Source organism: Celeribacter arenosi, from assembly GCF_039539485.1.
GTDB classification, from domain to species: Bacteria; Pseudomonadota; Alphaproteobacteria; order Rhodobacterales; family Rhodobacteraceae; genus Celeribacter; species Celeribacter arenosi.
Map to the genome: position 1 here is coordinate 41,962 of NZ_BAABDF010000003.1, position 23,162 is coordinate 65,123.

Here is a 23,162-nt window from a genome sequence, read left to right on the forward strand (position 1 = left end):
TGTTGCGCGGTGTATGGCGGGTTTGGGGACCGCTGCGCTATGTGCCGGCGTTTGGTGTCGGTGAACCAACGCCTAGGTGTCTAGGAGGCAACTGTGCAAAAATCGCGTTGGTACTCCACAAGGGTGCGGGCAAGGTTGGTGATCGCTGTATCGGTGGTTTGATAATTGTAATACCGCCAACCGTCTTTGCTTTCCTGGAATACGATCGGAAGTGCGGCGGAGGCTTCAGGTCCTAAAAACTCCTGAAGGGGGCCATGTGCATTAACGGTGATCGGGGCATCGCCGTGAAATGGAACGATCCCGTAGGTGTCACCATCTGTCCCCTCCACTTTGACAAACCGGGAAATAATGTCGCTGTCAGGTTCTCCAAAAGTAATATCGGAGAGATTATTCACACTGGTGTGCGCGATAATATGACCGCCGTTTCGGTTTTGTGACGTCGTAACGACCGTCATACTGCAATCGTCGAGGAGTATTTTACTGGGGTTCCACGCCGTAATGCCATTTGCATCGGCTGGCGTGGGGGGCAGTGCATAGGTGTCGGACAACTGCTCAATGAGTGCTGCACGCTCATCCTGCGGGGACGCGAGGGCCAGTGAGGGGAGGAGGCACAAGAGAGCGGTTCGTAGCATCATCTGATATGTTCCCAAGTGGCCCAGTGTGGAGAAGAGCGGATGTGTTTTGGGATTCTATGCAGAATTGGCCGCAGTCTCAACTCTACGTGGGATCCGCAGAGCCGCCTTGGCACGATGTGTGGCGGATGGCGGGTTTGAGGCCAGAGTTACCTGCGGCATCGGCTCATGTGATGTATCGGACATAGATGTCAGACTCCGATGTGGATAATTCTGGCGCCATAACGAAACCGGCTTTTTCAAGAACCCGCGCCGAGGCCGGATTGCCGCCATCGACGCCTCCAACGAGCCGCAATGGGCGACCTTGCGCCGCACAAACAAAGCCAGTGACGAGTTCTGAAGCAAACCCTTGGCCCCATGCCGCTTCGGCTAGCAAGTAGCCAATGTGTAGAGTTGGGATATCGTCGCTATCTATTTCACGCGCGATCAGCATGAGACCGATCAGGTCCCCACCGTGTCTTCGTTCAACCAGCAACACGTCGCTTTCCTCGGCGCGCGCGTCGACCCACGCGGACACGCCACCTTTCTGACCGTGCAGCTGAAGTGGCGGCGGGAGGTGTTCGACCACTGCTTGGGTCAGGAGCACAGTCAAGGCTTTTTCAAGCCTTGGGCGCGCGGACCGGTCGTCGATTGTTGCCTGCCAGTCGCGAACCGAAAGCCGCTCGGTAGTAAACTGTTGAATGGACATGGTGGCTCCGCAAGCCAAGGAAAGAGAAATAGATTACCAGATCATCCCCATAAGTCGAACGTCCCCTTCGCCCCGCATTGCGCACCTACAAACACGGGATTTTCAGCGCTGCGCACTGATGGGGGCTTTCGAGGCGGCGCGGCGGGATTGACCGATTTTAGACAGAGGGCCGTCCATTCAGGGCGGCCCTTGTCTGTGGTTTAGTTGCCAAGAAATGCGCGGATCAGGGGAAGTGTTTCGTCCGGGTTGTCCCAAATCATGTCGTGGCCGGAATTCGCGACGATGCCAAGCTCTCCATTCTGGAAAAAGCCGAGGTGACGGCGTTGCGCATCCTCGCCGATCCAGTCGTTGCATGCACTGGCGAGCAGGAGGACCGGTCCGGGATAGTTTTTGGCGCCTTTGGCGATGCGCTCAAATTCGGCGGCACCGGTTTTGCCTGCGGTTTGGCTGGCCGTTGCACCAAATCGCCACGTTGCCGCATCGTAGTCTTCACCGGCGCAGTGATACGGGTTTTCGGGGTGATTGACGAAGGCGTGAATAATCTCGCCCATCATATAATCCTGACCGGCGTTCGAGTCGGGGCCGGACACACGCAGAGACTGAAACGCGGCGATGGCGGCCTGACCGTAGAACCCCGGTCCGGACATATATGGTTTTGCTTGTGTCATCCAATCCTGAGCCTCCTGGCCCGTGAAAAAGCCCGGTTCCAAGAGAATGGCGCGGGCGACTTTTTCCGGCGCTTTTCCCAAATAGGCCGTCGCAAGCATCGCCCCCCAAGAATGCCCCAAGAGTGTCACGGGGCGATCTGGGGCGTATCTGTCGATGACGCCGTCAAGCTCGGCCATGTAGGTCGGGATGGTCAGGTCATATGCCGGAACTCTTTGAGACAGACCTGCGCCTCTCTGGTCGTAGAACACGACGAAATTTTTGTCTGCCAGTGACTTTGCGCCAAGGAGTGATCTGTAATCTCCGCCCGGGCCTCCGTGCAGGACAATGATTACCGGGTTCGATGGGTCGCCGTATGTCTCTGCGTGCAGACGCACTCCGTTGATGTCGATTTGTGGGAGGGCGGCGTCGTCGACCACTGTGGCGGCCACCGGGTAGTGCCCCGATGTGGCGACATACAAACCGAGCGCGGCAAGGATCAGCGCGCCAATTGCGCCAGCCGTGATGGTGAGGGCGATCCTGACGGCGCGCTTGGTTGTCTTTCGCGGCGGGTTTGACGGTTGCCGCGCCATTGGAGACGCCTCCATGATGTCTGCCGTGGTTGAGGGGGCCGCTTGCTGCATGTGATGGGTAGGTGGTATCGTCATTTGGTTGGTCTCCTTACCGTTTCGAGTGTCGTAAGGAACGCGCGCAAAGCTGGCATTATCGTTTGATAAGGAATTCGCGATTTGGACCTTTTGACGTTTTTCAGCAGGTCCGCGAGCGCTTTGGACAAAGACACCGCGCGTGCATTTGCTGCCGCATGGGACGTTGAATATGTCGAAAAGGGGCGTCGCATTGCCACGCAGGGCGAACCGGACGTGATGGAGCACATCATTCTGGATGGCCGCGCCGCCAGCCAGATTTGCGACCCCGAAGGGCGGGCCGTTTGCGTTGATTTTCACGCCGCACCTTGCGTGGTGACACCGAATGTCGCGAGAACCAGAAACGGGACCTCTCTCGTCTCAATTGATGTGATGGCGGACGCGTTGATTGCACACATGGATAGCCGTGCTTTGACAGAGCTGATGTTGGAATCGGAGCCAATCCGCGAATGGGCCAACGGCATTTTGCAACAAGAGCTTGCGCGTAAGGCGGAGCGTGAGTGGTGCCTTGCGGCCCTTGGCGGTGCAGACCGGCTGGCGTGGTTTCGCAGAGATTTCCCGCATCACGAAGACATCTTCGGGCACTCTCTGATTGCCTCCTTTCTCGGCGTCACGCCGGTCACACTCAGTCGGCTACGCGCGGCAGGGCGTGACGCGGCGATTGAGTGACGGGCCGGTTGCAGGAAACGGCTACCGCAGCGCATTGTCCCGCATTGCGGGCGGGTTGGCGTTAGTCGATGGTGGGTAGAACGGAATTGTTAGACCGCGCAGGAAAACCGGAAAGGAACATTTATCATGTCCAAACGCATCGCGATCATCGGGGGTGGGTATATCGGGGCCGAACTGGCCAAGTCGCTCGACGGTGAGGCGGAGGTGACCCTGATCGAGCCTCGCAGCCATTTTGTGCATGCGCCTGCGATGATCCGCGCGGTTGTTGATCCCGCTTTGATCGAGAGGGCGCTGATCCCCTATGACAGCCTGCTGAAAAACGGGCGGGTTGTGCGCGCGCGCGCCAGCGGGGTCGATGAGGGGGGTGTGAGTTTGGACGATGGCACGCGGGTGGAGGCGGATGTCGTCGTGGTGGCGACGGGGTCCTCCAATGCGACGCCGTTCAAACCCGAGGGTGACGATATCGAGGCGCTGCGGGCGGCCAACCGGCGCATTCACGACCAACTGGTGGCGGCGCGGTCCGTCGGGATTGTCGGTGCGGGGGCGGTTGGCACGGAGTTGGCGGGCGAGATTGCGCATGCCATGCCCGACAAGAAGATCACGTTGATTTCGGGCACCGCGCGTCTGTTCCCGACCATGCCCGACAAATTGGGGGACGGGTTGGCGCGCAAGCTGCGCGTTGCGGGGGTGGAGATCATTCTGGGCACGCGGGCCGAGAACCTGCAAAGCATGACCACGCCTTATGCGGGGGGGCTGACGCTTTCGGACGGGTCTACGCGTGACTTTGACCTGATCTTTCCTGTGGTGGGATCGCGCGCGAGTTCGGGTGTGCTAGAGGCGTTGCCGGGCGCGCAAAAGAGCAGTGCGAACCGGATCAAGGTGGACGGGTATATGCGTCCTTCGTCGCTGCCCAATGTCTTTGCCGCCGGAGATGTGGCGGATGCGGGGGACGCGATGACGATTGTTGCGGCCAGTCGCCAACTGCCGTGGTTGACCAAGACGCTAAAGGGGTTGATCGCGGGCAAGTCGATCGGGGAGATGAAGCCCTATAAGCCGTGGGGTCCCAAGGCGCCGATCCTCGTGCCGCTCGGGCCCGAGCGGGGCAATTCGTTCCTCGTGCTGTTCACGGCGGGGGATTTGGTGACGCGCATGATGAAGGGCAAGGATCTGTTTGTGGCGAAATACAACAAAACGCTGAACCGGACCTGAGGCGGGTGAGCGCGGAATATTTGAATTGCCTTGACTCAATTCGGGATAAGTCCGCATCTTACTTGGGGTGAATTTGTTTTGGCTGTGGACGATTTTATCACGACGATTTTCTGACGTGGCGAGGGCAGCCTTTTTCGAAACTAAATGGGGGGGACACACCATGATTATTAAGGCAATTGCAGCAACGGCAGGAATGCTATGCCTTCTGACTTCTGGTGCGTCAGCCTCGTCGATAACGATCACTTACGGCGATGAGGACTGTTTTGGCAATGGTGGAAGCTGCCCTTCTGGCAGTACCTTCGTCGCACCAACGGCGGGTTTCAGTGCGACAGGCATACTCCCCTTTCCGACACTCGATAGAAGCACAGTGGTCGATTATGCTGGCACCGATGTTTTTGGAGAGCTAGGCCCAGTAAGCTTTTCAGCTTCTTTAAACCTGATCGGCTTTGAGGTCGTTTCGGCAACATTTGAAGCGTTGGTCTGGGGCCTGGACCTTTTCGCAACATCTCCTGCCAATGGCGGCACATTCGGCGACGAAAACGAGGGTGCCGTCTTCTCTGCCAATGGCAGTCCGCTTGGGACTTATCACTCGCTGAATTCACTCGACGGGAATGGCCCGGACCGTGTTGAACTCGTCAGTTTCAGTGTTGATCCCACTTTGCTCGTGAGTGGCGTAAACACGTTTACCATCACACCGGAGGATGACTTCCTCCCGTTTGCGAGTGCCTTTTTCACCGGGCTTGATGCCTTCGCAATCGACTACGCCAGGCTAAGCTTGGAAACGCGGGAGATCGTGGCACCTCCTGTTTCTGAAGTTCCTTTGCCTGCTGGTCTACCTCTGCTTTTGTCGGGGTTCATTGCCCTTGGATGGATGCGCCGCTCACGCGGCTGAATTGACTGCGCAGGTGAGCGGGTGACATGAAAAAGGCCGGGGGGTTTCCCGGCCTTTTGGTTTGGTTTCGGGGCGGTTTGATGCGCCGGATGGTTTAGGCTTTGCGGCGGCGTCTCAGGGCCGCGATGCCGCCGAGGCCGGAGAGGAGCAAAAGCCCACCGGCGGGCAGCGGGACGGCAGGTATGTCGCGGACGTTGACCGTGATCGTGTCGCCATTGCCGAGTGTAGTGAAGACCGACGTTCCCGATACGAGCCCGAGGGATGCAAAGGAGGCGCCACTATAAATCGATTGGCCGGACATGTGGTCGCCGGAGGTGTAGCCCCTTGCGAGGGCCAGATATGGCCTGGCGACATCGTTAATATCCGTCACCAAGAAACTGTCGCCGCTGACGCTGTCACTGAAGTTTACCCCCCCGGTCCCAAACGAAACCGGATCGAACTTGATGCTGTAGCGATCCATATCACCATTGACCTGTCCAATTGTGCCGGATGATGAATTCAATTGAGCGAAGTCATCCTCCCCATATTTCCAAATTTTTAGCCCGGACGTGTCGATCGATCCTGAAAAGGCGACTTGGACGTTTTGTCCGACTTCTTGGATATTGAAGATAACGGCAGCATTGGCAGCAGCCGACGCACAGCAAAGTGACGCTGCGAATGCAGCGGTCTTTATAATGATGTTCATGAAAAGTTCCCCAAGACCCACATTTTTATGGGTATTTCAATGGTTAACAGTTACCTAGGGGAAGGGTTGAGTCAAGCGCGCTGCGGCGCCCCGTCCAGTCCATGATCACCGCACAGGATGAGGGGCATGAGAAAGGCCGGGGGGTTACCCGGCCTTTTGGTTTGGTTTTGGCGGGCCCTTAGGCGGGGTCTTTGACGAACCGCAGGTAGGGCAGTTTTTTGTCGAGGGCGCCGAATTTTTCCTCTGCGGCGGCATCGTCGAGGGAGAGGGCGGCGATGACGTCCTGTCCGACGGTCCAGTTGGCGGGTGTGGCCAATGGGACGCCGTAGGTTTTCTGCAACCCGTCGAGCGCGCGCAGCACCTCGGCGAAGTTACGGCCCACGGACATCGGGTAGGTCATAATCAGTTGGACTTTTTTGTCCGGCGAGATGATGAAGACCGAGCGCACAGAGGCGCTGTCGGCGGCGGTGCGACCGTCGGGGAGGTAGGCCTCGGCGGGGAGCATGTCGAAGGCTTTGGACACGGCGAGATCGACGTCACCGATGATCGGGAAGGTCGCCTTTGCGCCGCCGAATTTTTCGATGTCCGATTTCCAGCCGGCGTGCTCTTCGACGGCGTCGACCGAGAGGCCGATCACTTTGGTGCCGCGTTTTTCCCATTCATCGGCGAGTTGAGCGACGGCGCCGAATTCGGTGGTGCAGACGGGCGTGAAATCTTTGGGGTGGGAGAACAGGATCGCCCAGCTATCGCCGATCCAGTCGTGGAAGGTGATTTCCCCGTGGTCGGTTTGGGCGGTGAAGTTCGGGACGATGTCGTTAATGCGCAGGCCCATGGTGGTCTCCTGAAAAATTGTTACGCGTTCTACCCCAATAGATAGTCACGCCGGGCCGCGATGGAACGTGACAGAATGAAACAGGGATGGTGTTTTTGCGAACCGGTTAAGTTCAGAACGGGCATTTCGCGCTATAGGAAACGCCGATACCACCGTCCGGATGGCGGAACTTTAGCTTCTCTGCGTGCAGCATCAGGCGGGGGGCGTTGAGGGCTTCGCCTTTGGCGTAGAAGGGATCGCCGAGGATCGGGTGGCCGAGCGCGAGCATATGGACGCGCAACTGGTGGGAGCGGCCGGTTTTGGGGAACATGCGCACGCGGGTGTAGGTGTCGCCGTAGCGCACCACGCGCCAGTCGGTCAGGGCCGGTTTGCCGTTTTCGTGGTCGACCATTTGCAGCGGGCGGTTGGGCCAGTCCACGATCAGCGGCAGGTCCACCGTGCCTGTGCGCGGCTCGAGGTGGCCGTGGACATGGGCGACGTAGGTTTTCTGGGTCATGCGTTTTTCGAACTGCAGACCGAGGTGGCGTTGGGCGTGGGCGGTCAGGGCAAAGACCATGATGCCCGATGTGTCGCGGTCCAGACGGTGGACGAGCAGCGCTTCGGGGAATGCGTTTTGCACCCGCGCGATCAGGCAATCGGAGAGGTGTTCCCCCTTCCCCGGCACCGACAGGAGGCCCGAGGGTTTATCGACCAGCAGCACCTCGTGATCGGCGTGGATCACGCTGAGCGGGGTCTGCGGGGGATTGTAGGTGTCGTCCATTTCCGGCCTTCCGTTAAAGGCGCGAGAAAGCCGATGCGAGGATCGCCGTCAACCCGTCCGCGTCGGATTGGGTGAAGGCGGCGGGTCGGTTGCTGTCGATATCGAAGACCGCGATGAGGGTGCCCGCGCCGTCAAAGACCGGCAGGACGAGTTCGGATTGCGTGGAGGCCGCGCAGGCGATGTGGTCGGTGAATGCGTTGACGTCATCGACGATGATCGCTTTGCCTTCACGCGCGCAGGCCCCGCAGACACCGCGTGAAAACGGGATGGTCAGGCATCCGTGGCCGCCTTGGTAGGGGCCGATTTTGAGCATTTCGGGACCCACGACGCGGTAGAATCCGGTCCAGTCGAAGCGATCGTCGCTATGGTGCACTTCGCAGGCGATGGTGGCCATGAGGGCCACGGGGTCGGTTTCGCCGTCACAGAGGGCAGAAATGCGCGCCGCGAGATCGGGGTCGAGCATGGGAATTCCTTTCATTCATCACAGGCGCAAACGCATTGGTAACGATTGCGCGGTAGTTTATCGGCGAGCGACGAAAGAGGGACTACCGATGAAACTGAGCCATAGGGATTTTGCCGACGTTCGGGTCATATCTGTCACCGAGAACCGGATAGATGCAGCTTGCGCGATCCAGTTCAAGGATGAAATGCGCCACCTGACCGATACCGGACCGGGGCGTGTTGTGTTGGATTTGGGGTCGGTGGATTTTCTCGACAGTTCGGGGTTGGGCGCGGTGGTGTCGGCGTTGAAGGCGGTGCGCAACGGGCAGCGATTAGAGCTCGCCTCTTTGAACCCGAGTGTGGAGCGTGTGTTTCACCTGACGCGGATGGACAGTATTTTCCGGATATACGACACGGCGGAAACCGCGATCGAGGGTAAGAGCGATGCGCGCTGAGCGCGGATTTGCGCCGCCCGGCGCCCCCGCAACCCTTTCCGGTGTCAGCGTTAAAGAGCTACGTCTGGATGTATCGGCGACGCCCTACGGGGTGCAGATCGGGCTCACGACGTTGCGCGACGGTTTGCGCGGCATCGGGATAGATGACAGCGAACTGCCCAGCGTGGAGTTGGTTCTGGCCGAGATTTTCAACAACATTGTCGAACATGCGCTGGCGGAAACCGAGGATGGCGTGATCGAGGTGGGTCTGCAATGCACGCCGAACGGGCTGTGGATCACGGTCGAGGATGATGGCAATCCGATGCCCGATGGCAAACCGCCGCTCGGGCTGTTGCCGGCGGTGGATGTGCCGGTCTGCGATCTGCCGGAGGGGGGATTTGGGTGGTTTCTCATTCGCGAGCTTGCCCATGACCTGACCTACACGCGCGAGGGCGACAAGAACCTGTTGGTGTTCAGAATGGCGGTTGGTCGCGGGGAATGAGGGCCGAGGCCCCGGTCTGCTCAGCCCAGGACAGTTCAGTTCAGCTCAGTTCAGTTGGAACTGTAGCGGGTAGGAGCCGTCTTCGATCGGGCCGAAGAGGTCGGGGAGATCGGGGTGTTCAACCGGTTGACCGGAATAATCGGCGATCAAATTCTGCTCGGACACATAGGCCACATAGTAGCTGTCGTTGTTTTCGGCGAGCAGGTGATAGAACGGTTGGTCTTTGGAGGGCCGGCTGTCCTCGGGGATCGCGGCATACCATTCATCGGTGTTGGAAAAGCTCGGATCGACATCAAAGACCACACCGCGAAACGTATGTTTCCGGTGGCGGACGATTTGCCCTAGGTAATACTTGGCACGCGATGGCATCATAACATTGCAACCCCTTATACCGATAAGTAGACCCAAGGGGCGCACCTGTCCACGGTGGACGGGCGTCGAATCAGGAAACAGTCTGTGAACCTTGTACTGACAGTACTCGAGATTGTGTCGCCGGTTTTTCTTCTGGCACTCGTCGGCTTTGTCTGGGTGCGCACGGGTCATGAATACCGTTTGGAGTTTGTCACCAAGCTCGCGATGACGCTTTCGGTGCCGGCGCTGATCTTTACCGCGCTGGTCAATACATCGATCGAACCCTCGGCGCTAACCGCGTTGTTGTTTGCCGCGATTGCAGCCTACGGGGCGGTGACGGTGGTGACGATGATCGCGGTGAAAGTGATCGGGCTGGAGCGGCGCACGTTCCTCAATCCGCTGATTTTCGGCAATACCGGCAACCTCGGGCTGCCGCTGGCGCTTTTTGCCTTTGGCGAAGAAGGGCTCGGCTATGCGGTGGTTGTTTTTGCGGTCATGGCGATCTGGTCCTTCACCTTTGGCGTCTATGTGACGGCGGGGGGCGGGTCGCCGATGAAGGCCGCGAAAGAGCCGCTGGTCTGGGCGACTTTGCTCGGCGGGTTGTTTTTGTGGCAGGACTGGACCCTGCCCCGTTTTGCCATGAACACGCTGCAGCTACTGGGTCAGATCGCGATCCCGATCATGCTGATCACGCTGGGCGTCGCGGTGGCGCGCCTGCACCCGCGGGGCATGCCGCGCGCGATGGTTCTGTCGCTGGGCAAGGCGGTGGTCTGTGCGGGTGTCGCGGCGGGCGTGGGGTATTATTTCGCCCTGCCCCCGATCGCCTTTGCGGTGCTGGTGGTGCAGGTCACAACGCCGGTCGCGGTGACCTCCTATATGCTGGCCGAGAAATATGGCGCGGATTCGGATTCGGTTGCGGGTCTGGTTGTGGCATCGACACTGCTGTCTGTCGCCTATTTGCCGATCATTCTGGCATTCGTGATCTGAGGGATCACGCAATCGACATTTCCTCTGTCGCGTCTTTCCGCTATGCTCGTCGCAAAATAAAAGACGTATGAGGCACCCATGAGCAGACGCATTCGCACAGCTGTCCTGTTGATTTTCGTTTCGGCCTGCGGCAGCGGGAATTATTCCGCGCCCAGAGAGCTGGATAACGCTTGTTCCATCGTGAAACAGCGCCCCGCCTATCACAAGGCGATGAAAGCCGCCGAGCGTAAATGGGGCGTTCCCATCAACGTTCAGATGGCGACGCTCTATCAGGAGAGCAAATTTATCGGCAACGCCCGCACGCCCTATCGCTATGTTCTGGGTGTTATTCCGATGGGTCGGCAAAGCTCTGCCTATGGCTATGCGCAGGCTCTGGATGCGACGTGGGACGAATACCGTCGCGACCGGGGACGGATGGGCGCCAAGCGGGACCGGATCACCGACGCCACGGATTTCATGGGCTGGTACATGGATCAGTCGACCAAAGAGCTCGGCATTTCCAAATATGACGCGCGCGCGCAATACCTCGCCTATCACGAAGGGCGCACGGGGTATCGGCGGGGCAGCTACAATTCCAAACCGTGGCTGCTGCGCGTTTCCTCGGAGGTTGCGTCACGGTCTGCGACCTACCGCCAGCAATTGGCGGCCTGTCGCAAACTCTGATCACTTGAAAGCACTGCTATCGTGAGAGGTCCGGCCCTTCGGGGGCGGGCCTAGTCGATGGGCGTGCCGCGACGGCGTGCTTCGGCGGAGATGTTGAAGGTGCCGTCACCGACGCTGCCACCCAGAGACATCTTCGTGAGCTGCACGGTCGTGCGCCCGCCGCCGTCGTCATTCACCACCCATGCCTTGAGCACCGGACGGTCGCCAAAGATCAGGTCGATCGAGCCGTATTCGGGGTGTGAGGGATCCTGGGCGCGCACGACGGTGTCGCCGTTCACCTCTTTGTGGGAGACGACCATGCGCGCGGTTGTCAGATCGACGTTGCGTGCGAGGATGATCGAGAGCGGCGATTTCGACATCGGGAAGCGGTAGGGCGGTTCGTTTGAACCCGGATCAAAGATCGCGACCTGACCGCCGGAGCCGAGCACCAGCGCATCATTGGCCCCGCCGTATTCCAGACGCATGCGTCCGGGACGTTTGATCGTCAGGCGGCCGCTGGATTTGGAGCCATCATCGTTGGTCTGCACAAAATCGGCACGCACTGTGCCCAGGCTGTTGAGGTAGGTCGACAGCTCTTTGAGAGAGAGCGGTTCGGCGAGCGCAGGCATCGCCAGAGCGAGGCTGGCGAGGGCTGCGAAGAGGGGGCGTGTGATCCGTTTCATGCGCCTAATATAGGCGCACAGAAATGCCCGTGCATCCCCTATCCGATCACGCGGGCGCATTTCCGCGTGATCGTGCAGGTCACTGTTCTGGAACGAGAATTTCGCGTTTCCCGACGTGGTTTGCCGAGGAGACCACGCCTTCGTCTTCCATCTGTTCAACCAGACGTGCGGCTTTGTTATAGCCGATTGCCAGTTTGCGCTGGATGTAGGAGGTCGAACATTTGCGGTCCTTGATGACGATGGCGACGGCGGTGTCGTAGAGGGCGTCTTCGCTATCGCTATTGCCGCCGGTGAGGCCGAGAACGGCGTCGATGTCGCTTTCTTTGTCGGCCTCCGGTCCTTCGACAACGCCGCCGACATATTCGGGGGGGCCGTAGGATTTGAGGTAGGAGACGATTTTTTCGACCTCTTCATCGGACACGAAGGGGGCGTGGCAGCGCGTGATACGTCCGCCGCCGCCCATGAAGAGCATATCGCCCATGCCGAGCAGTTGTTCGGCGCCCTGTTCGCCGAGGATCGTGCGGCTGTCGATTTTCGACGTCACCTGGAAGGAGATACGGGTGGGGAAGTTGGCCTTGATCGTGCCGGTGATGACATCGACCGAGGGGCGTTGGGTTGCCATGATGAGGTGGATACCGGAGGCCCGCGCCATCTGGGCGAGGCGTTGGATGCAGGCTTCGATTTCCTTGCCCGCGACCATCATCAGGTCGGCCATCTCGTCAACGATGACGACGATGTAGGGCAGTGTTTCGGGCTGGAACTCTTCGGTTTCAAAGATCGGCTCGCCGGTGTCGTCGTCAAAGCCGGTTTGCACGGTGCGCGAGAACAATTCGTTCTTGGCCAGCGCGTCTTTGACGCGGCCGTTGTAGCCGTCGATGTTGCGCACGCCCATTTTGGACATTTTGCGATAGCGGTCTTCCATCTCCGCGACCGCCCATTTGAGCGCGACGACGGCCTTTTTCGGATCCGTCACAACCGGCGAGAGCAGGTGCGGGATGCCGTCATAGACGGAGAGTTCGAGCATCTTCGGGTCGATCATGATCAACCGGCACTCGGCAGGCGTCAGTTTGTAGAGCAGCGACAGGATCATCGTGTTGATCGCCACGGATTTACCCGAACCGGTGGTCCCTGCGATCAGCAGGTGGGGCATTTTGGCGAGGTTGGTGACGACCGGATCGCCGCCGATATCTTTGCCGAGCGCGAGGGGCAGCGTGGATTTGCCATCGCCGTAATCGCGGGTCGACAGGATTTCGCGGAAGGACACGGTTTCGCGGTGCTCGTTGGGCAGTTCGATCCCGATCACCGAACGGCCGGGCACGGTCGAGACACGCGCCGAGAGCGCGGACATGGAGCGCGCGATGTCGTCGGCCAGACCGATGACGCGCGATGCCTTGAGGCCCGGGGCGGGTTCGAGTTCGTACATGGTGACCACGGGACCGGGGCGCACGGAGACGATTTCGCCTTTGACGCCGTAGTCGTCGAGCACGCTTTCGAGCATGCGGGCGTTTTCTTCGAGCGCTTCATCGGACAGCGTGTGGCGCTGGATCTCGATGGGGTTTTCCAGAAGCGAGAGCGGCGGTGTTTCGTATTCGGCCTCTTTGGGGTCGAATTTCAGCGTGGGCTGCGCCTCTGCCTGTGCCTGCTTGGAGGGCGTGACGGGTTTGCGCGGGGCGTGCTGGACGACCTTTTTGGGCTCGGGCGCGGGGGTTGCCGATTGGGGCGTGTAGCGCGGGGCCTCTGGGGCGACGTATTCGGGCGTGTCCAGCGGGTCGAGATCGACCTGCGTGTCGCCGTAATGCGCGGTTTCATAGTCGGGCTCCATCGGCGTGTACCCCATGGGGTCCGATACCGCCTCGGCGTAGGTGTCCATCGCATCGGGCGCATGTTGGGCGCGTTGTTCGATTTCGGCGAGGATCATCGGGCGCGGGCCCTTTTTGTATTTCGCCACGGCGCGCTCGGCCGCCGTAAGGGGCGGTTCGACGCGGGCTGCGCTGGTCGGGAGGGCGCGCGAACCGGCGCGGACCTTTGAGTTGATCACATTGGCGATTTTGTCGCTGATGCGTTGTTCGGGGTTGCCCGATTGCGGCACGGTGCCGGCGTATTCGGTTTCAACGAGTTCGGGTTCGACGTCATCGTTGGAGCGCTTCAACAGGCCCGGCATTTTTGCAAACAGCGAGGTCTTTGCGGGCGCGGGTTCCGGTGCGGGTTCCGCGTCGTAACGTGTCTCGTAGTGGGCCTGTGCGGGGGTCTGTGCTGCGGGGGCAGCGGCCACGGGGGCGCGCACGACGCGCACCGGCGGCAGGTCTTCGTGATAGGCGGGTGTCGGGGCCTGCGCGGCAGCGGCGGCACGCGCGGCGCGGCGTTCGGATGCTTTTTCGGCCAGAACCTTGCTCACCGTGACAGAGCCGCGCGCGGTGCGACCAAGGAGGTGCAGGACCAGCGCGTAGAGCGAGACCACGCCCACGAGCAGGAATTTCCCGATGGCCAGCAGTTCGATGCGCGTGAAACCGAGGGTAAACAGCGCCAGCGCGCCACCCCCGAAGAAGGTGGCAAATGAGATCGCTTTGAGATCGAAGGCATCGCCCATCGGGGAGAGTTCGATCAGGGCAGCGAGAACCGTGTCACCGAACAGACCGCCAAAGCTTTGCGGGGTCAGGGCGACATGGGTGGAGGCGTAGACGGCAGCGATAGCGATGGTGATCGGCGCGAATACCATGCGCGACAGCACCCGCTCGGAGCCACGGTGAAGCACGAAACGCAGACCCCATGCCGCGAAAACGAGGGCAAACCCCCAAGAGGCGACACCCACGATGATCATCAGGGGCGAGGCGACGGTGGCACCGAACCGACCGAGCAGGTTCTGCACAGGGGCGTCGGTGGCCGAGAGCCACGATGGATCCTCCGGCAAGTAGGACCAGAACATCAGCGCAAAGATGATCCCGACCGCAATGAACCCAAGACCGATGAGTTCGCTTCCCCTTTTTTCAAGGAGCGCCTGCGTGTTGCTATCGAAAAGGGGATCTCTCCCGCGTGCCTGATAAGATGCCATACTCGCCTCGTTTATCCGTACAAACAGTCGCGGAGTGTCTCCAACCCGCGCTGTGTCTCTTCTTTTGGGGCCACAAGTGCGACCCGGATGTAATTTTTGCCCGGGTTTTCCCGGTTGACGGTCCGCGACAGATACGCGCCGGGCAGAACCCGCACGCCTGTTTGCGTCCATAGTTTAAGGGCCGCGTCTTCTCCATCTGCGACGGGGAGCCACAGAAAGAATCCGCCTTGCGGGGCGCGGGCACCATCGACCTGCGCGAAGACTTTGTCCGCGATGTCGAATTTCTCGGCGTAGAGCGCACGTGACGCTGTGACGTGGTCTTCATCGGCCCAAACGCGGGCCGAAACCGCCTGAATCGGACCCGGTAGCGGGGCACCTGCGTAGGCGCGCAGCTGTCGGATGCGTTTCATGTTTTCGGGGCCCGATGCCACAAATCCGGAGCGCATCCCCGGCAGGTTCGAGCGTTTTGAGAGCGAATGGAAAATCACCACGCGTTCGGGGTCCGCGCCCATGTCGCGCGCCACTTCGAGGGCGGAGGCGGGGGGCGTGTCGCGGTAGATTTCCGAATAGCATTCGTCGGAGAAGATTTTGAAATCGTGCTTTTCGGCCAATGCGATCAGGTCGCGCAGGTAGGCGCGCGAGGCGATGGCACCCTGCGGGTTGGACGGGGAGCACAGGTAGGCAATCGTGGTGCGATCGAGAATGTCGTCCGACAGGGAGGCGGAATCGGGCAGGAAACCGGTTTCTTCGCCTGCGGGCACGAAAACCGGCGTGGCGCCTGCGGTCACGGCGGCGACCGCGTAGACCTGATAGAAGGGGTTCGGGGTCAGCACGATGGGCGATTTGCCCCGTTTTTCTTCGGGGCTGAGCGCGATGCAGGCGTTCATCAGCCCCTCGCGGGTGCCGTTCAGCGCCATGATGTCGGTTTGGGCATCGACGGTGACGCCAAAGCGGCGATCTAGCCAGCGGGCGATCGCACCGAGCAGTTCGGGTGTGCCGTCGTTGGAGGGGTATTTGGCGAAAAGGTCGATGTTTTCGGCCAGAACGTCGGGCACGAAAGCGGGCATGGCATGGCGCGGTTCGCCGATGGTCATATGCATGACCTCTCCGCCCGGCGCATGTGCGTCGAGAAGGGCCCGCAACCGCGGGAAGGCGTATTCTGGCAGGTTTGAAAACCGCTCAGGGAACGTCATGGATACTGCTACTGCCTCGTGTTCCGGCTCATTTCGGCCGATTTATTGGGATCACGATAGCGGGCGGCGAGGCCCCGGTCCAGAAAAACCACGCAATCCAATGCCCTGCGGGATTCGACCTGTGGCTTTTAGGCCAGCGCGGCCTCGCAGGCGGCCCCGAGCCGGAGCAATTGCGCCTCTGTTCGGGGCGGCGTTTGCAGCAGGATGCCGGTGGATGGCACGCCCGTGGGCAGGGTCAGCGCGGCGAGGCCCATGAGGTTGGCGACCCGCGTGTTGCGCAAGGTAAGCAGGTTTTCGGTGACGTAATACTCCGCGTCATCGAGCAAACGCTGGGCATTTGGCGGCAGATTTGGCGCGGTGGGCAGCAGGACGGCGTCGTAGCCTGCGGTCTGGGTCAGGTAGGCGTCGCGCAGGCGCGCCAGTTTGCGCCATGCGGCCACGTAATCAGCCCCGCTGAAGTCGCCGCCCGAGCGGAACCGTTCGAGGATACGGGGGAACATTTTGTCCGGCGCGGCCTCGATCACGTCTTTCCATTCGCCGTAGGCCTCGGTCGAGAACAGGATCGCGCTGAGCTCCATCGCCTCTGCCACGGCGGGCACGGCGGCGCGCTCGATCTGGGCGCCTGCGTCGCGCAATTTGGTGATCGCGGCGTCAAAACCGGAGAGGGGCGCGGCGCGGATGTCGTCAAAAACCACCGTGTCGAGGATCAGGAAGCGGCGGCCCTGTAGCGTGGTCGCGGCGAGATCGGGGGCGGGCGTGCCGTCGAGAATGGCGAAGAGTTCGGCGGCATCGGCCACGGTTTTGGTGAGCGGGCCGACGGTGTCGAAACTGGCCGCCAGCGGCACGGTGCCTTTGAGGGACAGACGGCCCGCGGTGGTTTTCAGGCCTACGAGGTCGTTCCAGGCGGCGGGAATGCGCACCGAGCCGCCTGTGTCCGAACCGATGGCACCGGGCGCGAGGCCGAAGGCGACAGACGTGGCCGCCCCAGAGGAGGATCCACCGGAAACCGAAAGCGGGTCGTGCAGCGAGGGCGGCGTGGCGGTCACGGGGTTGAGGCCGAGACCGGAGAAGGCAAGTTCGCTCATATGGGTTTTGCCCAAGGCCACGAGGCCAGCGGCCTGCGCGCGGCGCACCATTTCGGCGTCGCGCGTCGGGATGCGCCCCGCGAGCAGGGCAGAGCCGGCTTCGGTCGCGGTGCCTGCGGTGTCAAAGAGGTCCTTCCACGACACCGGCACCCCGTCGAGCAATCCGCGCCGCACCCCGTGGCGGGCCCGATCAGAAGCACCCGCCGCCTCGGCCAAGGCGCGTTCGGGCATCATGCGGGCGTAGATACGATCGGCGAGCGGATGCGTGGCGGCGCGGTCGAGATAGGCCTGTGTGAGTTCGACGGGATCGAGGTCGCGGTCCGCGATAGCGCGCCCGAGGGTGCAGAGGTCCGTGTCAAGGAGGTCCGTGTCGGGGAGGTCCATCGTCGTCCTTTCGTATCGCCGTGCCAGATCACGATAGGGGCGTAACATCGCATGGACAATCCCGAGCGCAACGCCATATTGGCGGGCATGGAAAAGACCTATGATCTTTTGGTGGTTGGCGGCGGGTTGAATGGCCCTGCCCTCGCGCTCGCCTGTGCACAGGCGGGGATGCGGGTGGCGGTGATTGACGCGCTGCCGGCGGCGATGCGGTCGGACGCGGGCTTTGACGGGCGGGGATATGCGCTGTCGCTGTCATCGCAACGGTTGTTGAAGGCATTGGGATTGTGGGGCGTCGTGGGTGATCACGCGCAGCCGATTCTGGATGTGAAGGTCACGGACGGGAAGATCGGCGAAGCGCCGTCGCCCTTTATGCTCGAATTCGACCATGCGGAGACCGACGACGGGCCGATGGGCTATATGTTGGAGGATCGCTACCTGCGGCGCGCGTTTTTGGACGCGATGGCGGGTGAAGCGCGCATTGAGCAGATCGAAGGCACGGTGATCGCGCAGGAGGTGGGTCCGGCGGGCATCACATTGCGTCTGGCGGATGGGCAAGAGGTTTTTGGCCGTGTGGTTGCGGGCTGTGACGGGCGCAAGTCGGGCACGGCGACGCGGGCGGGCATTGCGCGCACCGGTTGGGGATACGGGCAGACCGCGCTGGTCTGTGCGATTGCCCATGAAAAGCCGCACCACGGCTGCGCGCATCAGTATTTCCTGCCCTCGGGACCGCTGGCCATTCTGCCGCTGCCCGATAATCGCAGTTCGATTGTCTGGACCGAAAAGGATGCGGATGCGGCGCGGATTGCGGCGCTCGATCCCGAGGATTACCTCACCGTTTTGCGGCCCCGTTTCGGGGATTTCCTCGGCGAGATTTCATTGGCGGGGGGGCGGTTTTCCTATCCGTTGAACATCACGCTGGCCAATAGTTTTATCGCGCCGCGCGTGGCCTTGGTCGGGGATGCGGCGCATGGGCTGCACCCGATTGCCGGACAGGGATTGAACGCGGGGCTGAAAGATGTGGCCGCTCTCGCCGAGGTTCTGGCCGATGCGCGGGCGCGGGGCGAAGACATCGGGCGCGAGGATGTTCTGGCGCGCTATCAGCAGTGGCGCAGGTTCGACGTTGCCACGCTCGCCATGGCGACGGATGCATTCAACCGTCTGTTTTCGAACGATAATCCGTTTTTGCGGGTGGCGCGCGATATTGGCATGGGGGCGGTCAACGCCATTCCGGGCCTGCGCCGCGGGGCGATCCGCGAGGCGGCGGGGATCACGGGTGATTTGCCGAAGTTGTTGAAGGGTCGCCCGCTCTAGACGCGGGAATTAGTCGTCGAGGTGACGCGCCTCGGAGACCAGCATGATCGGGATGCCGCCGCGCACCGGATAGGCGAGGCCTGCGCTTTTCGAAATCAGCTCCTGCGCCTCTGAATCATAGCTCAGCGTGGCATGGGTATGCGGGCACACGAGCGCCTCAAGCATCCGGCGGTCGAACTGTGGTTTTTCGCCGTCCATCACATCATCTCCTCGTTTGTGCCGCCGCGCAGGGCGAATTCCATCAATGTCACCAAGGTCTCGCGCCGTGTCGGCAGGGTCGGCGCCTCCAGCAGCGCCTGTTTATCGCCGGGCTCGAACGGGCAGAGCATGGCGAGCGAGTTGATCAGCAATTCGTCCTCTGCATCGCCGAGGCTTTCCCAATCGGTGCGCAATTCTTCCTCGGAGAAATACCGTTTCAGAAGCGCCATGAAGGCGGGGCGGTCGAGTTTGGGGTCGCGTTCGGCAGCCCCGAGGTCGGATCGGAAATCGGTCCAGTCGATGTTGAAGAAGCGGTAGGGGCGAAAGCCGGTTTCCTCTTCGCGCAGGCGGAACCGCGAGATGCCGGTCAGGGTGACCATGTAGCGCCCGTCTTCGGTTTCCGAGAATGCGGTCAGGCGTCCGGCACAGCCGATGGTGTTCAGGTTGCCCTCCCCTGCCCCCGCGCAGGGTTGCACCATGCCGATGAGGCGCGATGAGGTTTTCAGGCAATCCTCGACCATCTGCAGGTAGCGCGGTTCAAAGATGTGCAGCGGCAGACGGGTGCGCGGCAATAGCAGCGCGCCCGGCAACGGAAAGACCGGAATCGATGAGGGGAGATCGGCCTGCAACATCATTGACAGTAACTAGCCCGCATAGCCCGTCAGACAAATATCATCGACGAAAGTTTGCGCCGACCGTTCAGAACGATCGGATCGTTGGCTTTCAGGCTGTCGAAGATTTTGAACAATTGCGCCTTTGCGGCACCGTCGTTCCAGTCGCGATCCTGTTTGAAGGCGGCGAGGAGGGTTTCCACCGCTTCTTCGGTTTGGCCATTGGCGTGCATCGCGGTGGCGAGGTCGATGCGGGCCTGCATGTCGGTTGGATCGGCGTCCACGCGGGCCTGCAAATCGCCCAAGGGTCCGGCGTTTTCGGCCTCCCGCGCGAGCGCGATCTGGGCAAACACGCCTTCGATGGCTGCGTGGCTGGCGATATCGGCGGGGGCACCGTTCAGCACCGCCTCTGCGCCGTCGAGATCACCGCGCGCGATGTGGCATTTGGCCAGACCGGCAAAGCAGGGAGCGCTGTTGGGGTCTTCGCTCAGAATGGCGGCGTAGGTTTGTTCGGCGTCTTCGATTTCACCGGCCTCGAACATCTCGTCTGCGGCCTCGATCGCCTCTGCGAGACCACCGTCCCCTGCGAGAGCGGCGGTTTTGGCGACGAATTCGTTGACCTGACTGTTGGGCACGGCGCCCTGAAACCCGTCGACCGGCTGACCTTTGTAGAAGGCAAAGACGGTGGGGATGGATTGCACGCGCATCTGGCCTGCGATGGCCTGATTTTCGTCGACGTTGACCTTGGCCATTTTGACTTTGCCGCCGGCTGCGTTCACCGCCGCCTCAAGAGCCGGGCCGAGCGTTTTGCACGGGCCGCACCATGGCGCCCAGAAATCGACGATGACGGGGACTTCCTGTGAGGCGTCGACCACGTCAGCCATGAAAGTGGCTTCGGTGACGTCTTTTACGTATCCGCCAGCGGGGGCGGTGTTCAATTGACCAAATTCCATACTCTGGTCTCCTTCATACCTGTTTGAGGTCTATATGCGCCTAAGCGGGGTGGAATTAAAGGTCGAAGGTGGCGAATACCGGCGCGTGGTCGGAGGGTTGTTCCCATCCGCGCGCGATCTTGTGGACGCGGCTGGAATGGGCGGCGTTGGAAATGTCGGGGGTGGCCCAGATGTGATCGAGGCGGCGGCCTTTGTCGGCGGCGGCCCAATCTTTGGCGCGGTAGGACCACCAGCTGTAGAGCAGCCCCTCGGGGATGTCCTGACGGGTGATGTCGACCCATTTGCCGGAGTCCTGCGTCTGGGCGAGGTGTTCGATTTCGACCGGCGTGTGCGAGACGATTTTGAGAAGCTTTTTGTGGTCCCAGACGTCGTCTTCGCGCGGGGCGATGTTGAGGTCGCCGACGAGGATGGATTTTTCCGGTTTGTCGGCGTGGAAGGCGTCGCGCATTTCGGTCAGGTAGTCGAGTTTCTGGCCGAACTTTTCGTTCACCTCGCGGTCGGGCACATCGCCACCGGCGGGGACGTAGAAGTTATGGATGGTGACGCCGTTTTCGAGTTTTCCGGCGATATGGCGGGCGTGGCCGAGCGCGGCGTAATCGGCAGCGCCGGCTTCGACCATCGGGATTTTGGAGAAGATCGCGACGCCGTTGTATCCTTTTTGGCCGCGCGCGACCATGTGGGTGTAGCCGAGCGCCTGAAACACCTCGACGGGGATTTTGTCGACCGGTGATTTGCATTCCTGCAGACACAGGACGTCGGGCAGTTCCTCGGTCATCAGTTTCGAGACGAGTCCCGCGCGCAGGCGCACGGAGTTGATGTTCCAGGTGGCAAGGGTAAAGGGCATGTGGGTCCTTTCGACGGTTGCGCGCAGGATACCCTTGCGCCCCCTCCCCTGCCACCCGAAAGCGGCTCAATATTGGACAACTTCGTATTCGATGCCGTCGTGGTCTTCGAAGTAGAAGCGGCGGCCGGGTTCGTAGTCGGCGTGCGAGCGCGGGGTGAAGCCTGCGGAGGCGACGCGTTCTTCGGTGGCGTCGAGGTCATCGACGACCACGGCGAGGTGGTTGAGCGCGGCGCGGGTGTTGTAGCTGTCGGGCGGTGTGGCGAGCGCGTTGGGGGATTGATACAGCGCGAGGTAGCTGTCGGGCGCGCCGATGTGCACGGTCGATCCGTTGTGGATCGAGGGGCCTTCCCAGCGGACTTTCCAGCCGAAGACATTTTCCATCCAGGAGACGGTGCGGGTCAGGTCGGAAACGGTGATATTGGCGTGTTCGAGACGTGTTCGGGGCATGGTGCCACTCCTTTGTTGATCGGTTGTGGCGCCTCGTGTAATTGTTAAACCTAACTTTAGGTCAAGGTATTTTTGCGATGCTGTCAGAACTTTCTATCGGGCAGATTGCCCAGCGCACGGGGTTGGCCGTTTCCGCGATCCGATATTACGAAGCCCAGGGGTTGGTGCGCGCCGAGCGTAATGCGGGCGGACAGCGCCGGTTTGCGCGTGCGACGCTGCGGCGGATTTCCTTTGTGATCGCGGCCCAAAAGTTCGGGTTTTCGATTGCGCGGATCCGCGAGCTGCTCGACGGGTTGCCCGATAACCGCACGCCGACGCCGGAAGATTGGGCGCAGATCGCGACGGATTTCAGGATCGAGCTGGATGCGCGGATCGCAGCACTCGAGAGCCTGCGCGATAACCTCGATGGCTGTATCGGGTGTGGGTGTCTGTCGATGAAGAAATGCAAACTCTACAACCCCGGCGATGAGGCATCGCGTGAGGGGTCGGGACCACGGGTGCTGCGCGGGCTGTAACGGGGCGACGAAAAAGGCGCCCGAAGGCGCCTTTTGGTGGTGCGTTAGACAGGGATTAGAAGGTTGGAAGTTCGGGCAGGCCCTGACCCAGCCATTGCATCGAAATCGCGTCGAGTTCGCCGCCGAGCTTTTTGTGCAGGATGAAGACGTTCACCCATTGCAGCAGGTCGTAGTTGCCCTTTTTGACGCCGATGAAGGCGGGGCTGTCTTTGATGATGAACTTGCGATCGATGCCCATGTCGGGGTTCGCGTCCGAAATCGCCGCCGCCAGCGTGTTACCACTCACGAGCACATCGACCTGACCGGAGGTGAAGGCCGCCTGCGTCGCAGCGTTGTCACCAAAGCGGATGATTTCGGTGCCGTCAGGAGCGGTTTTGGTCAGTTCGAGATCTTCGAGGGTTCCGCCTGTCAGACCGACCTTCATCCCTGCGAGATCGGCCACGGAGGTGATGGTTTTGTCCGCCGTCGCAAAAGCGCCCGAGTAGAAGGGGGCGTAGGCCGAGGAGAACCAGATCGATTTGGCACGTTCGGGGTTGGCGCCCATGGTCGCGATCACGAGGTCCACGCGGTCGGTTTCGAGGAAAGGAATGCGCTGTTTGGAGGTCACGGGCACGAGTTCCAGTTCGACGCCGAGATTTTCGGCGATGAGTTTGGCGACGTCGACATCATAGCCTTCGTGTTCGCCCTCTGCGCCCAGCGCGCCGAAGGGGGGAAAGCTTTCGGGGACGGCGATTTTCACGACGCCTGCGGAGAGGATGTCGGAAAGGTCGGCATGGGCCGGTGCCGCGAGAGGCAGGGCGAGAACCGCGGCTGTGATGAAGGATTTGAGTTTGGTTGTGAACATGGATGTCTCCT

At 61.1% G+C, this 23,162-nt stretch carries 27 protein-coding genes; 9 read left to right on the forward strand and 18 right to left on the reverse strand.

Annotation, left to right across the window (positions count from 1 at the left end; all coding sequences use genetic code 11):
• Positions 1-80: 80 nt before the first annotated feature.
• The 3 genes from ABD815_RS02410 to ABD815_RS02420 form a co-directional block, all read right to left on the reverse strand.
• Positions 81-635 (reverse strand): hypothetical protein, encoded by a 555-nt coding sequence (locus ABD815_RS02410; RefSeq protein WP_344842976.1) that lies wholly within the window; start codon positions 633-635, stop codon positions 81-83.
• A gap of 163 nt (positions 636-798) precedes the next feature.
• Positions 799-1,320 (reverse strand): GNAT family N-acetyltransferase, encoded by a 522-nt coding sequence (locus ABD815_RS02415; protein ID WP_344842980.1) that lies wholly within the window; start codon positions 1,318-1,320, stop codon positions 799-801.
• Positions 1,321-1,520: 200 nt separating this feature from the next.
• Positions 1,521-2,633: an alpha/beta fold hydrolase gene (locus ABD815_RS02420; RefSeq protein WP_344842982.1), complete on the reverse strand. Its 1,113-nt coding sequence runs from the start codon at positions 2,631-2,633 to the stop codon at positions 1,521-1,523.
• A gap of 81 nt (positions 2,634-2,714) precedes the next feature.
• On the opposite strand from ABD815_RS02420, the gene ABD815_RS02425 reads away from it, so the two are divergent.
• The 3 genes from ABD815_RS02425 to ABD815_RS02435 all read left to right on the forward strand — a co-directional run bounded on the left by ABD815_RS02425 (position 2,715) and on the right by ABD815_RS02435 (position 5,400).
• Positions 2,715-3,299, forward strand: coding sequence for a Crp/Fnr family transcriptional regulator (locus ABD815_RS02425; protein ID WP_344842984.1), 585 nt, complete (start codon positions 2,715-2,717; stop codon positions 3,297-3,299).
• A gap of 126 nt (positions 3,300-3,425) precedes the next feature.
• A complete protein-coding gene (locus ABD815_RS02430) occupies positions 3,426-4,508 on the forward strand; it encodes an NAD(P)/FAD-dependent oxidoreductase (RefSeq protein WP_344842987.1) in 1,083 nt (360 codons plus the stop codon).
• Between the two features lie 160 nt (positions 4,509-4,668).
• Positions 4,669-5,400 carry a VPLPA-CTERM sorting domain-containing protein gene (locus ABD815_RS02435; protein ID WP_344842990.1) on the forward strand — a complete coding sequence of 244 codons (732 nt, stop codon included), beginning with the start codon at positions 4,669-4,671 and terminating at the stop codon, positions 5,398-5,400.
• 94 nt (positions 5,401-5,494) lie between these two features.
• Here ABD815_RS02435 and ABD815_RS02440 read toward each other — a convergent pair whose 3' ends face one another.
• From ABD815_RS02440 to ABD815_RS02455, 4 genes are all read right to left on the reverse strand, one after another.
• Positions 5,495-6,085: a VPLPA-CTERM sorting domain-containing protein gene (locus ABD815_RS02440; protein WP_344842992.1), complete on the reverse strand. Its 591-nt coding sequence runs from the start codon at positions 6,083-6,085 to the stop codon at positions 5,495-5,497.
• Positions 6,086-6,263: 178 nt separating this feature from the next.
• Positions 6,264-6,917, reverse strand: a complete 654-nt coding sequence (locus ABD815_RS02445; RefSeq protein ID WP_344842995.1) for a peroxiredoxin — start codon at positions 6,915-6,917, stop codon at positions 6,264-6,266.
• A gap of 112 nt (positions 6,918-7,029) precedes the next feature.
• Positions 7,030-7,677, reverse strand: coding sequence for a pseudouridine synthase (locus ABD815_RS02450; protein ID WP_344842998.1), 648 nt, complete (start codon positions 7,675-7,677; stop codon positions 7,030-7,032).
• Between the two features lie 13 nt (positions 7,678-7,690).
• Positions 7,691-8,140, reverse strand: a complete 450-nt coding sequence (locus ABD815_RS02455; protein ID WP_344843001.1) for a GAF domain-containing protein — start codon at positions 8,138-8,140, stop codon at positions 7,691-7,693.
• Between the two features lie 88 nt (positions 8,141-8,228).
• Between ABD815_RS02455 and ABD815_RS02460 the strand changes: the two genes are divergently transcribed.
• Both ABD815_RS02460 and ABD815_RS02465 read left to right on the forward strand, forming a co-directional pair.
• A complete protein-coding gene (locus ABD815_RS02460; RefSeq protein WP_344843004.1) occupies positions 8,229-8,573 on the forward strand; it encodes an STAS domain-containing protein in 345 nt (114 codons plus the stop codon).
• Positions 8,563-9,054: an ATP-binding protein gene (locus tag ABD815_RS02465; RefSeq protein ID WP_344843007.1), complete on the forward strand. Its 492-nt coding sequence runs from the start codon at positions 8,563-8,565 to the stop codon at positions 9,052-9,054. Before ABD815_RS02460 ends, ABD815_RS02465 begins: the two co-directional genes overlap by 11 nt.
• Before the next feature lie 45 nt (positions 9,055-9,099).
• Here the strand turns inward: ABD815_RS02465 and hspQ are convergent, their stop codons facing one another.
• On the reverse strand, positions 9,100-9,426 hold the full coding sequence (hspQ, locus tag ABD815_RS02470; protein WP_344843010.1) for a heat shock protein HspQ: 327 nt from the start codon (positions 9,424-9,426) through the stop codon (positions 9,100-9,102).
• Positions 9,427-9,510: 84 nt separating this feature from the next.
• Here hspQ and ABD815_RS02475 point away from each other — a divergent pair, with 84 nt between their 5' ends.
• Complete coding sequence (locus ABD815_RS02475) at positions 9,511-10,392, forward strand: AEC family transporter (protein ID WP_344843011.1); 882 nt, start codon at positions 9,511-9,513, stop codon at positions 10,390-10,392.
• Between the two features lie 78 nt (positions 10,393-10,470).
• Positions 10,471-11,055 (forward strand): transglycosylase SLT domain-containing protein, encoded by a 585-nt coding sequence (locus tag ABD815_RS02480; RefSeq protein WP_344843014.1) that lies wholly within the window; start codon positions 10,471-10,473, stop codon positions 11,053-11,055.
• A gap of 50 nt (positions 11,056-11,105) precedes the next feature.
• Here the strand turns inward: ABD815_RS02480 and ABD815_RS02485 are convergent, their stop codons facing one another.
• The 4 genes from ABD815_RS02485 to ABD815_RS02500 form a co-directional block, all read right to left on the reverse strand.
• Positions 11,106-11,717, reverse strand: coding sequence for a LolA family protein (locus ABD815_RS02485; RefSeq protein ID WP_344843016.1), 612 nt, complete (start codon positions 11,715-11,717; stop codon positions 11,106-11,108).
• A gap of 79 nt (positions 11,718-11,796) precedes the next feature.
• Positions 11,797-14,766: a DNA translocase FtsK gene (locus tag ABD815_RS02490; protein WP_344843019.1), complete on the reverse strand. Its 2,970-nt coding sequence runs from the start codon at positions 14,764-14,766 to the stop codon at positions 11,797-11,799.
• Between the two features lie 11 nt (positions 14,767-14,777).
• A complete protein-coding gene (locus tag ABD815_RS02495; RefSeq protein WP_344843022.1) occupies positions 14,778-15,959 on the reverse strand; it encodes an aminotransferase class I/II-fold pyridoxal phosphate-dependent enzyme in 1,182 nt (393 codons plus the stop codon).
• A gap of 128 nt (positions 15,960-16,087) precedes the next feature.
• Positions 16,088-17,428 carry an amidase gene (locus ABD815_RS02500; RefSeq protein WP_344843024.1) on the reverse strand — a complete coding sequence of 447 codons (1,341 nt, stop codon included), beginning with the start codon at positions 17,426-17,428 and terminating at the stop codon, positions 16,088-16,090.
• A 51-nt stretch (positions 17,429-17,479) separates the two neighbouring features.
• On the opposite strand from ABD815_RS02500, the gene ABD815_RS02505 reads away from it, so the two are divergent.
• The gene (locus ABD815_RS02505) at positions 17,480-18,739 is read left to right on the forward strand and encodes an FAD-dependent monooxygenase (protein ID WP_344843026.1); all 1,260 of its coding nucleotides are present in this window, start codon (positions 17,480-17,482) and stop codon (positions 18,737-18,739) included.
• A 9-nt stretch (positions 18,740-18,748) separates the two neighbouring features.
• On the opposite strand, the gene ABD815_RS02510 is transcribed toward ABD815_RS02505, so the two are convergent.
• The 5 genes from ABD815_RS02510 to ABD815_RS02530 form a co-directional block, all read right to left on the reverse strand.
• Positions 18,749-18,937, reverse strand: a complete 189-nt coding sequence (locus ABD815_RS02510) for a Trm112 family protein (protein WP_344843028.1) — start codon at positions 18,935-18,937, stop codon at positions 18,749-18,751.
• The gene (locus tag ABD815_RS02515) at positions 18,937-19,572 is read right to left on the reverse strand and encodes an LON peptidase substrate-binding domain-containing protein (RefSeq protein ID WP_344843030.1); all 636 of its coding nucleotides are present in this window, start codon (positions 19,570-19,572) and stop codon (positions 18,937-18,939) included. The genes ABD815_RS02510 and ABD815_RS02515 overlap by 1 nt, the downstream gene beginning before the upstream one ends.
• Before the next feature lie 26 nt (positions 19,573-19,598).
• Positions 19,599-20,501: a thioredoxin gene (gene trxA, locus ABD815_RS02520; RefSeq protein WP_344843031.1), complete on the reverse strand. Its 903-nt coding sequence runs from the start codon at positions 20,499-20,501 to the stop codon at positions 19,599-19,601.
• Between the two features lie 55 nt (positions 20,502-20,556).
• Positions 20,557-21,345, reverse strand: a complete 789-nt coding sequence (locus tag ABD815_RS02525) for an exodeoxyribonuclease III (RefSeq protein ID WP_344843033.1) — start codon at positions 21,343-21,345, stop codon at positions 20,557-20,559.
• Between the two features lie 66 nt (positions 21,346-21,411).
• Positions 21,412-21,792 (reverse strand): VOC family protein, encoded by a 381-nt coding sequence (locus ABD815_RS02530; RefSeq protein WP_344843035.1) that lies wholly within the window; start codon positions 21,790-21,792, stop codon positions 21,412-21,414.
• Between the two features lie 77 nt (positions 21,793-21,869).
• On the opposite strand from ABD815_RS02530, the gene soxR reads away from it, so the two are divergent.
• A complete protein-coding gene (soxR, locus tag ABD815_RS02535) occupies positions 21,870-22,307 on the forward strand; it encodes a redox-sensitive transcriptional activator SoxR (protein ID WP_344843038.1) in 438 nt (145 codons plus the stop codon).
• A 55-nt stretch (positions 22,308-22,362) separates the two neighbouring features.
• On the opposite strand, the gene ABD815_RS02540 is transcribed toward soxR, so the two are convergent.
• The gene (locus ABD815_RS02540; RefSeq protein WP_344843041.1) at positions 22,363-23,151 is read right to left on the reverse strand and encodes a transporter substrate-binding domain-containing protein; all 789 of its coding nucleotides are present in this window, start codon (positions 23,149-23,151) and stop codon (positions 22,363-22,365) included.
• Positions 23,152-23,162 lie beyond the last annotated feature (11 nt).

Excerpts from the sequence above, each read along its gene's own strand:
- ABD815_RS02410 (WP_344842976.1), bottom strand. The coding sequence starts at position 635 with ATGATGCTACGAACCGCTCTCTTGTGCCTCCTCCCCTCACTGGCCCTC.
- ABD815_RS02415 (WP_344842980.1), bottom strand. The coding sequence starts at position 1,320 with ATGTCCATTCAACAGTTTACTACCGAGCGGCTTTCGGTTCGCGACTGG.
- ABD815_RS02420 (WP_344842982.1), bottom strand. The coding sequence starts at position 2,633 with ATGACGATACCACCTACCCATCACATGCAGCAAGCGGCCCCCTCAACC.
- ABD815_RS02430 (WP_344842987.1), top strand. The coding sequence starts at position 3,426 with ATGTCCAAACGCATCGCGATCATCGGGGGTGGGTATATCGGGGCCGAA.
- ABD815_RS02435 (WP_344842990.1), top strand. The coding sequence starts at position 4,669 with ATGATTATTAAGGCAATTGCAGCAACGGCAGGAATGCTATGCCTTCTG.
- ABD815_RS02440 (WP_344842992.1), bottom strand. The coding sequence starts at position 6,085 with ATGAACATCATTATAAAGACCGCTGCATTCGCAGCGTCACTTTGCTGT.
- ABD815_RS02445 (WP_344842995.1), bottom strand. The coding sequence starts at position 6,917 with ATGGGCCTGCGCATTAACGACATCGTCCCGAACTTCACCGCCCAAACC.
- ABD815_RS02450 (WP_344842998.1), bottom strand. The coding sequence starts at position 7,677 with ATGGACGACACCTACAATCCCCCGCAGACCCCGCTCAGCGTGATCCAC.
- ABD815_RS02455 (WP_344843001.1), bottom strand. The coding sequence starts at position 8,140 with ATGCTCGACCCCGATCTCGCGGCGCGCATTTCTGCCCTCTGTGACGGC.
- ABD815_RS02460 (WP_344843004.1), top strand. The coding sequence starts at position 8,229 with ATGAAACTGAGCCATAGGGATTTTGCCGACGTTCGGGTCATATCTGTC.
- ABD815_RS02465 (WP_344843007.1), top strand. The coding sequence starts at position 8,563 with ATGCGCGCTGAGCGCGGATTTGCGCCGCCCGGCGCCCCCGCAACCCTT.
- hspQ (WP_344843010.1), bottom strand. The coding sequence starts at position 9,426 with ATGATGCCATCGCGTGCCAAGTATTACCTAGGGCAAATCGTCCGCCAC.
- ABD815_RS02480 (WP_344843014.1), top strand. The coding sequence starts at position 10,471 with ATGAGCAGACGCATTCGCACAGCTGTCCTGTTGATTTTCGTTTCGGCC.
- ABD815_RS02485 (WP_344843016.1), bottom strand. The coding sequence starts at position 11,717 with ATGAAACGGATCACACGCCCCCTCTTCGCAGCCCTCGCCAGCCTCGCT.
- ABD815_RS02490 (WP_344843019.1), bottom strand. The coding sequence starts at position 14,766 with ATGGCATCTTATCAGGCACGCGGGAGAGATCCCCTTTTCGATAGCAAC.
- ABD815_RS02495 (WP_344843022.1), bottom strand. The coding sequence starts at position 15,959 with ATGACGTTCCCTGAGCGGTTTTCAAACCTGCCAGAATACGCCTTCCCG.
- ABD815_RS02500 (WP_344843024.1), bottom strand. The coding sequence starts at position 17,428 with ATGGACCTCCCCGACACGGACCTCCTTGACACGGACCTCTGCACCCTC.
- ABD815_RS02505 (WP_344843026.1), top strand. The coding sequence starts at position 17,480 with ATGGACAATCCCGAGCGCAACGCCATATTGGCGGGCATGGAAAAGACC.
- ABD815_RS02510 (WP_344843028.1), bottom strand. The coding sequence starts at position 18,937 with ATGGACGGCGAAAAACCACAGTTCGACCGCCGGATGCTTGAGGCGCTC.
- ABD815_RS02515 (WP_344843030.1), bottom strand. The coding sequence starts at position 19,572 with ATGATGTTGCAGGCCGATCTCCCCTCATCGATTCCGGTCTTTCCGTTG.
- trxA (WP_344843031.1), bottom strand. The coding sequence starts at position 20,501 with ATGGAATTTGGTCAATTGAACACCGCCCCCGCTGGCGGATACGTAAAA.
- ABD815_RS02525 (WP_344843033.1), bottom strand. The coding sequence starts at position 21,345 with ATGCCCTTTACCCTTGCCACCTGGAACATCAACTCCGTGCGCCTGCGC.
- ABD815_RS02530 (WP_344843035.1), bottom strand. The coding sequence starts at position 21,792 with ATGCCCCGAACACGTCTCGAACACGCCAATATCACCGTTTCCGACCTG.
- soxR (WP_344843038.1), top strand. The coding sequence starts at position 21,870 with ATGCTGTCAGAACTTTCTATCGGGCAGATTGCCCAGCGCACGGGGTTG.
- ABD815_RS02540 (WP_344843041.1), bottom strand. The coding sequence starts at position 23,151 with ATGTTCACAACCAAACTCAAATCCTTCATCACAGCCGCGGTTCTCGCC.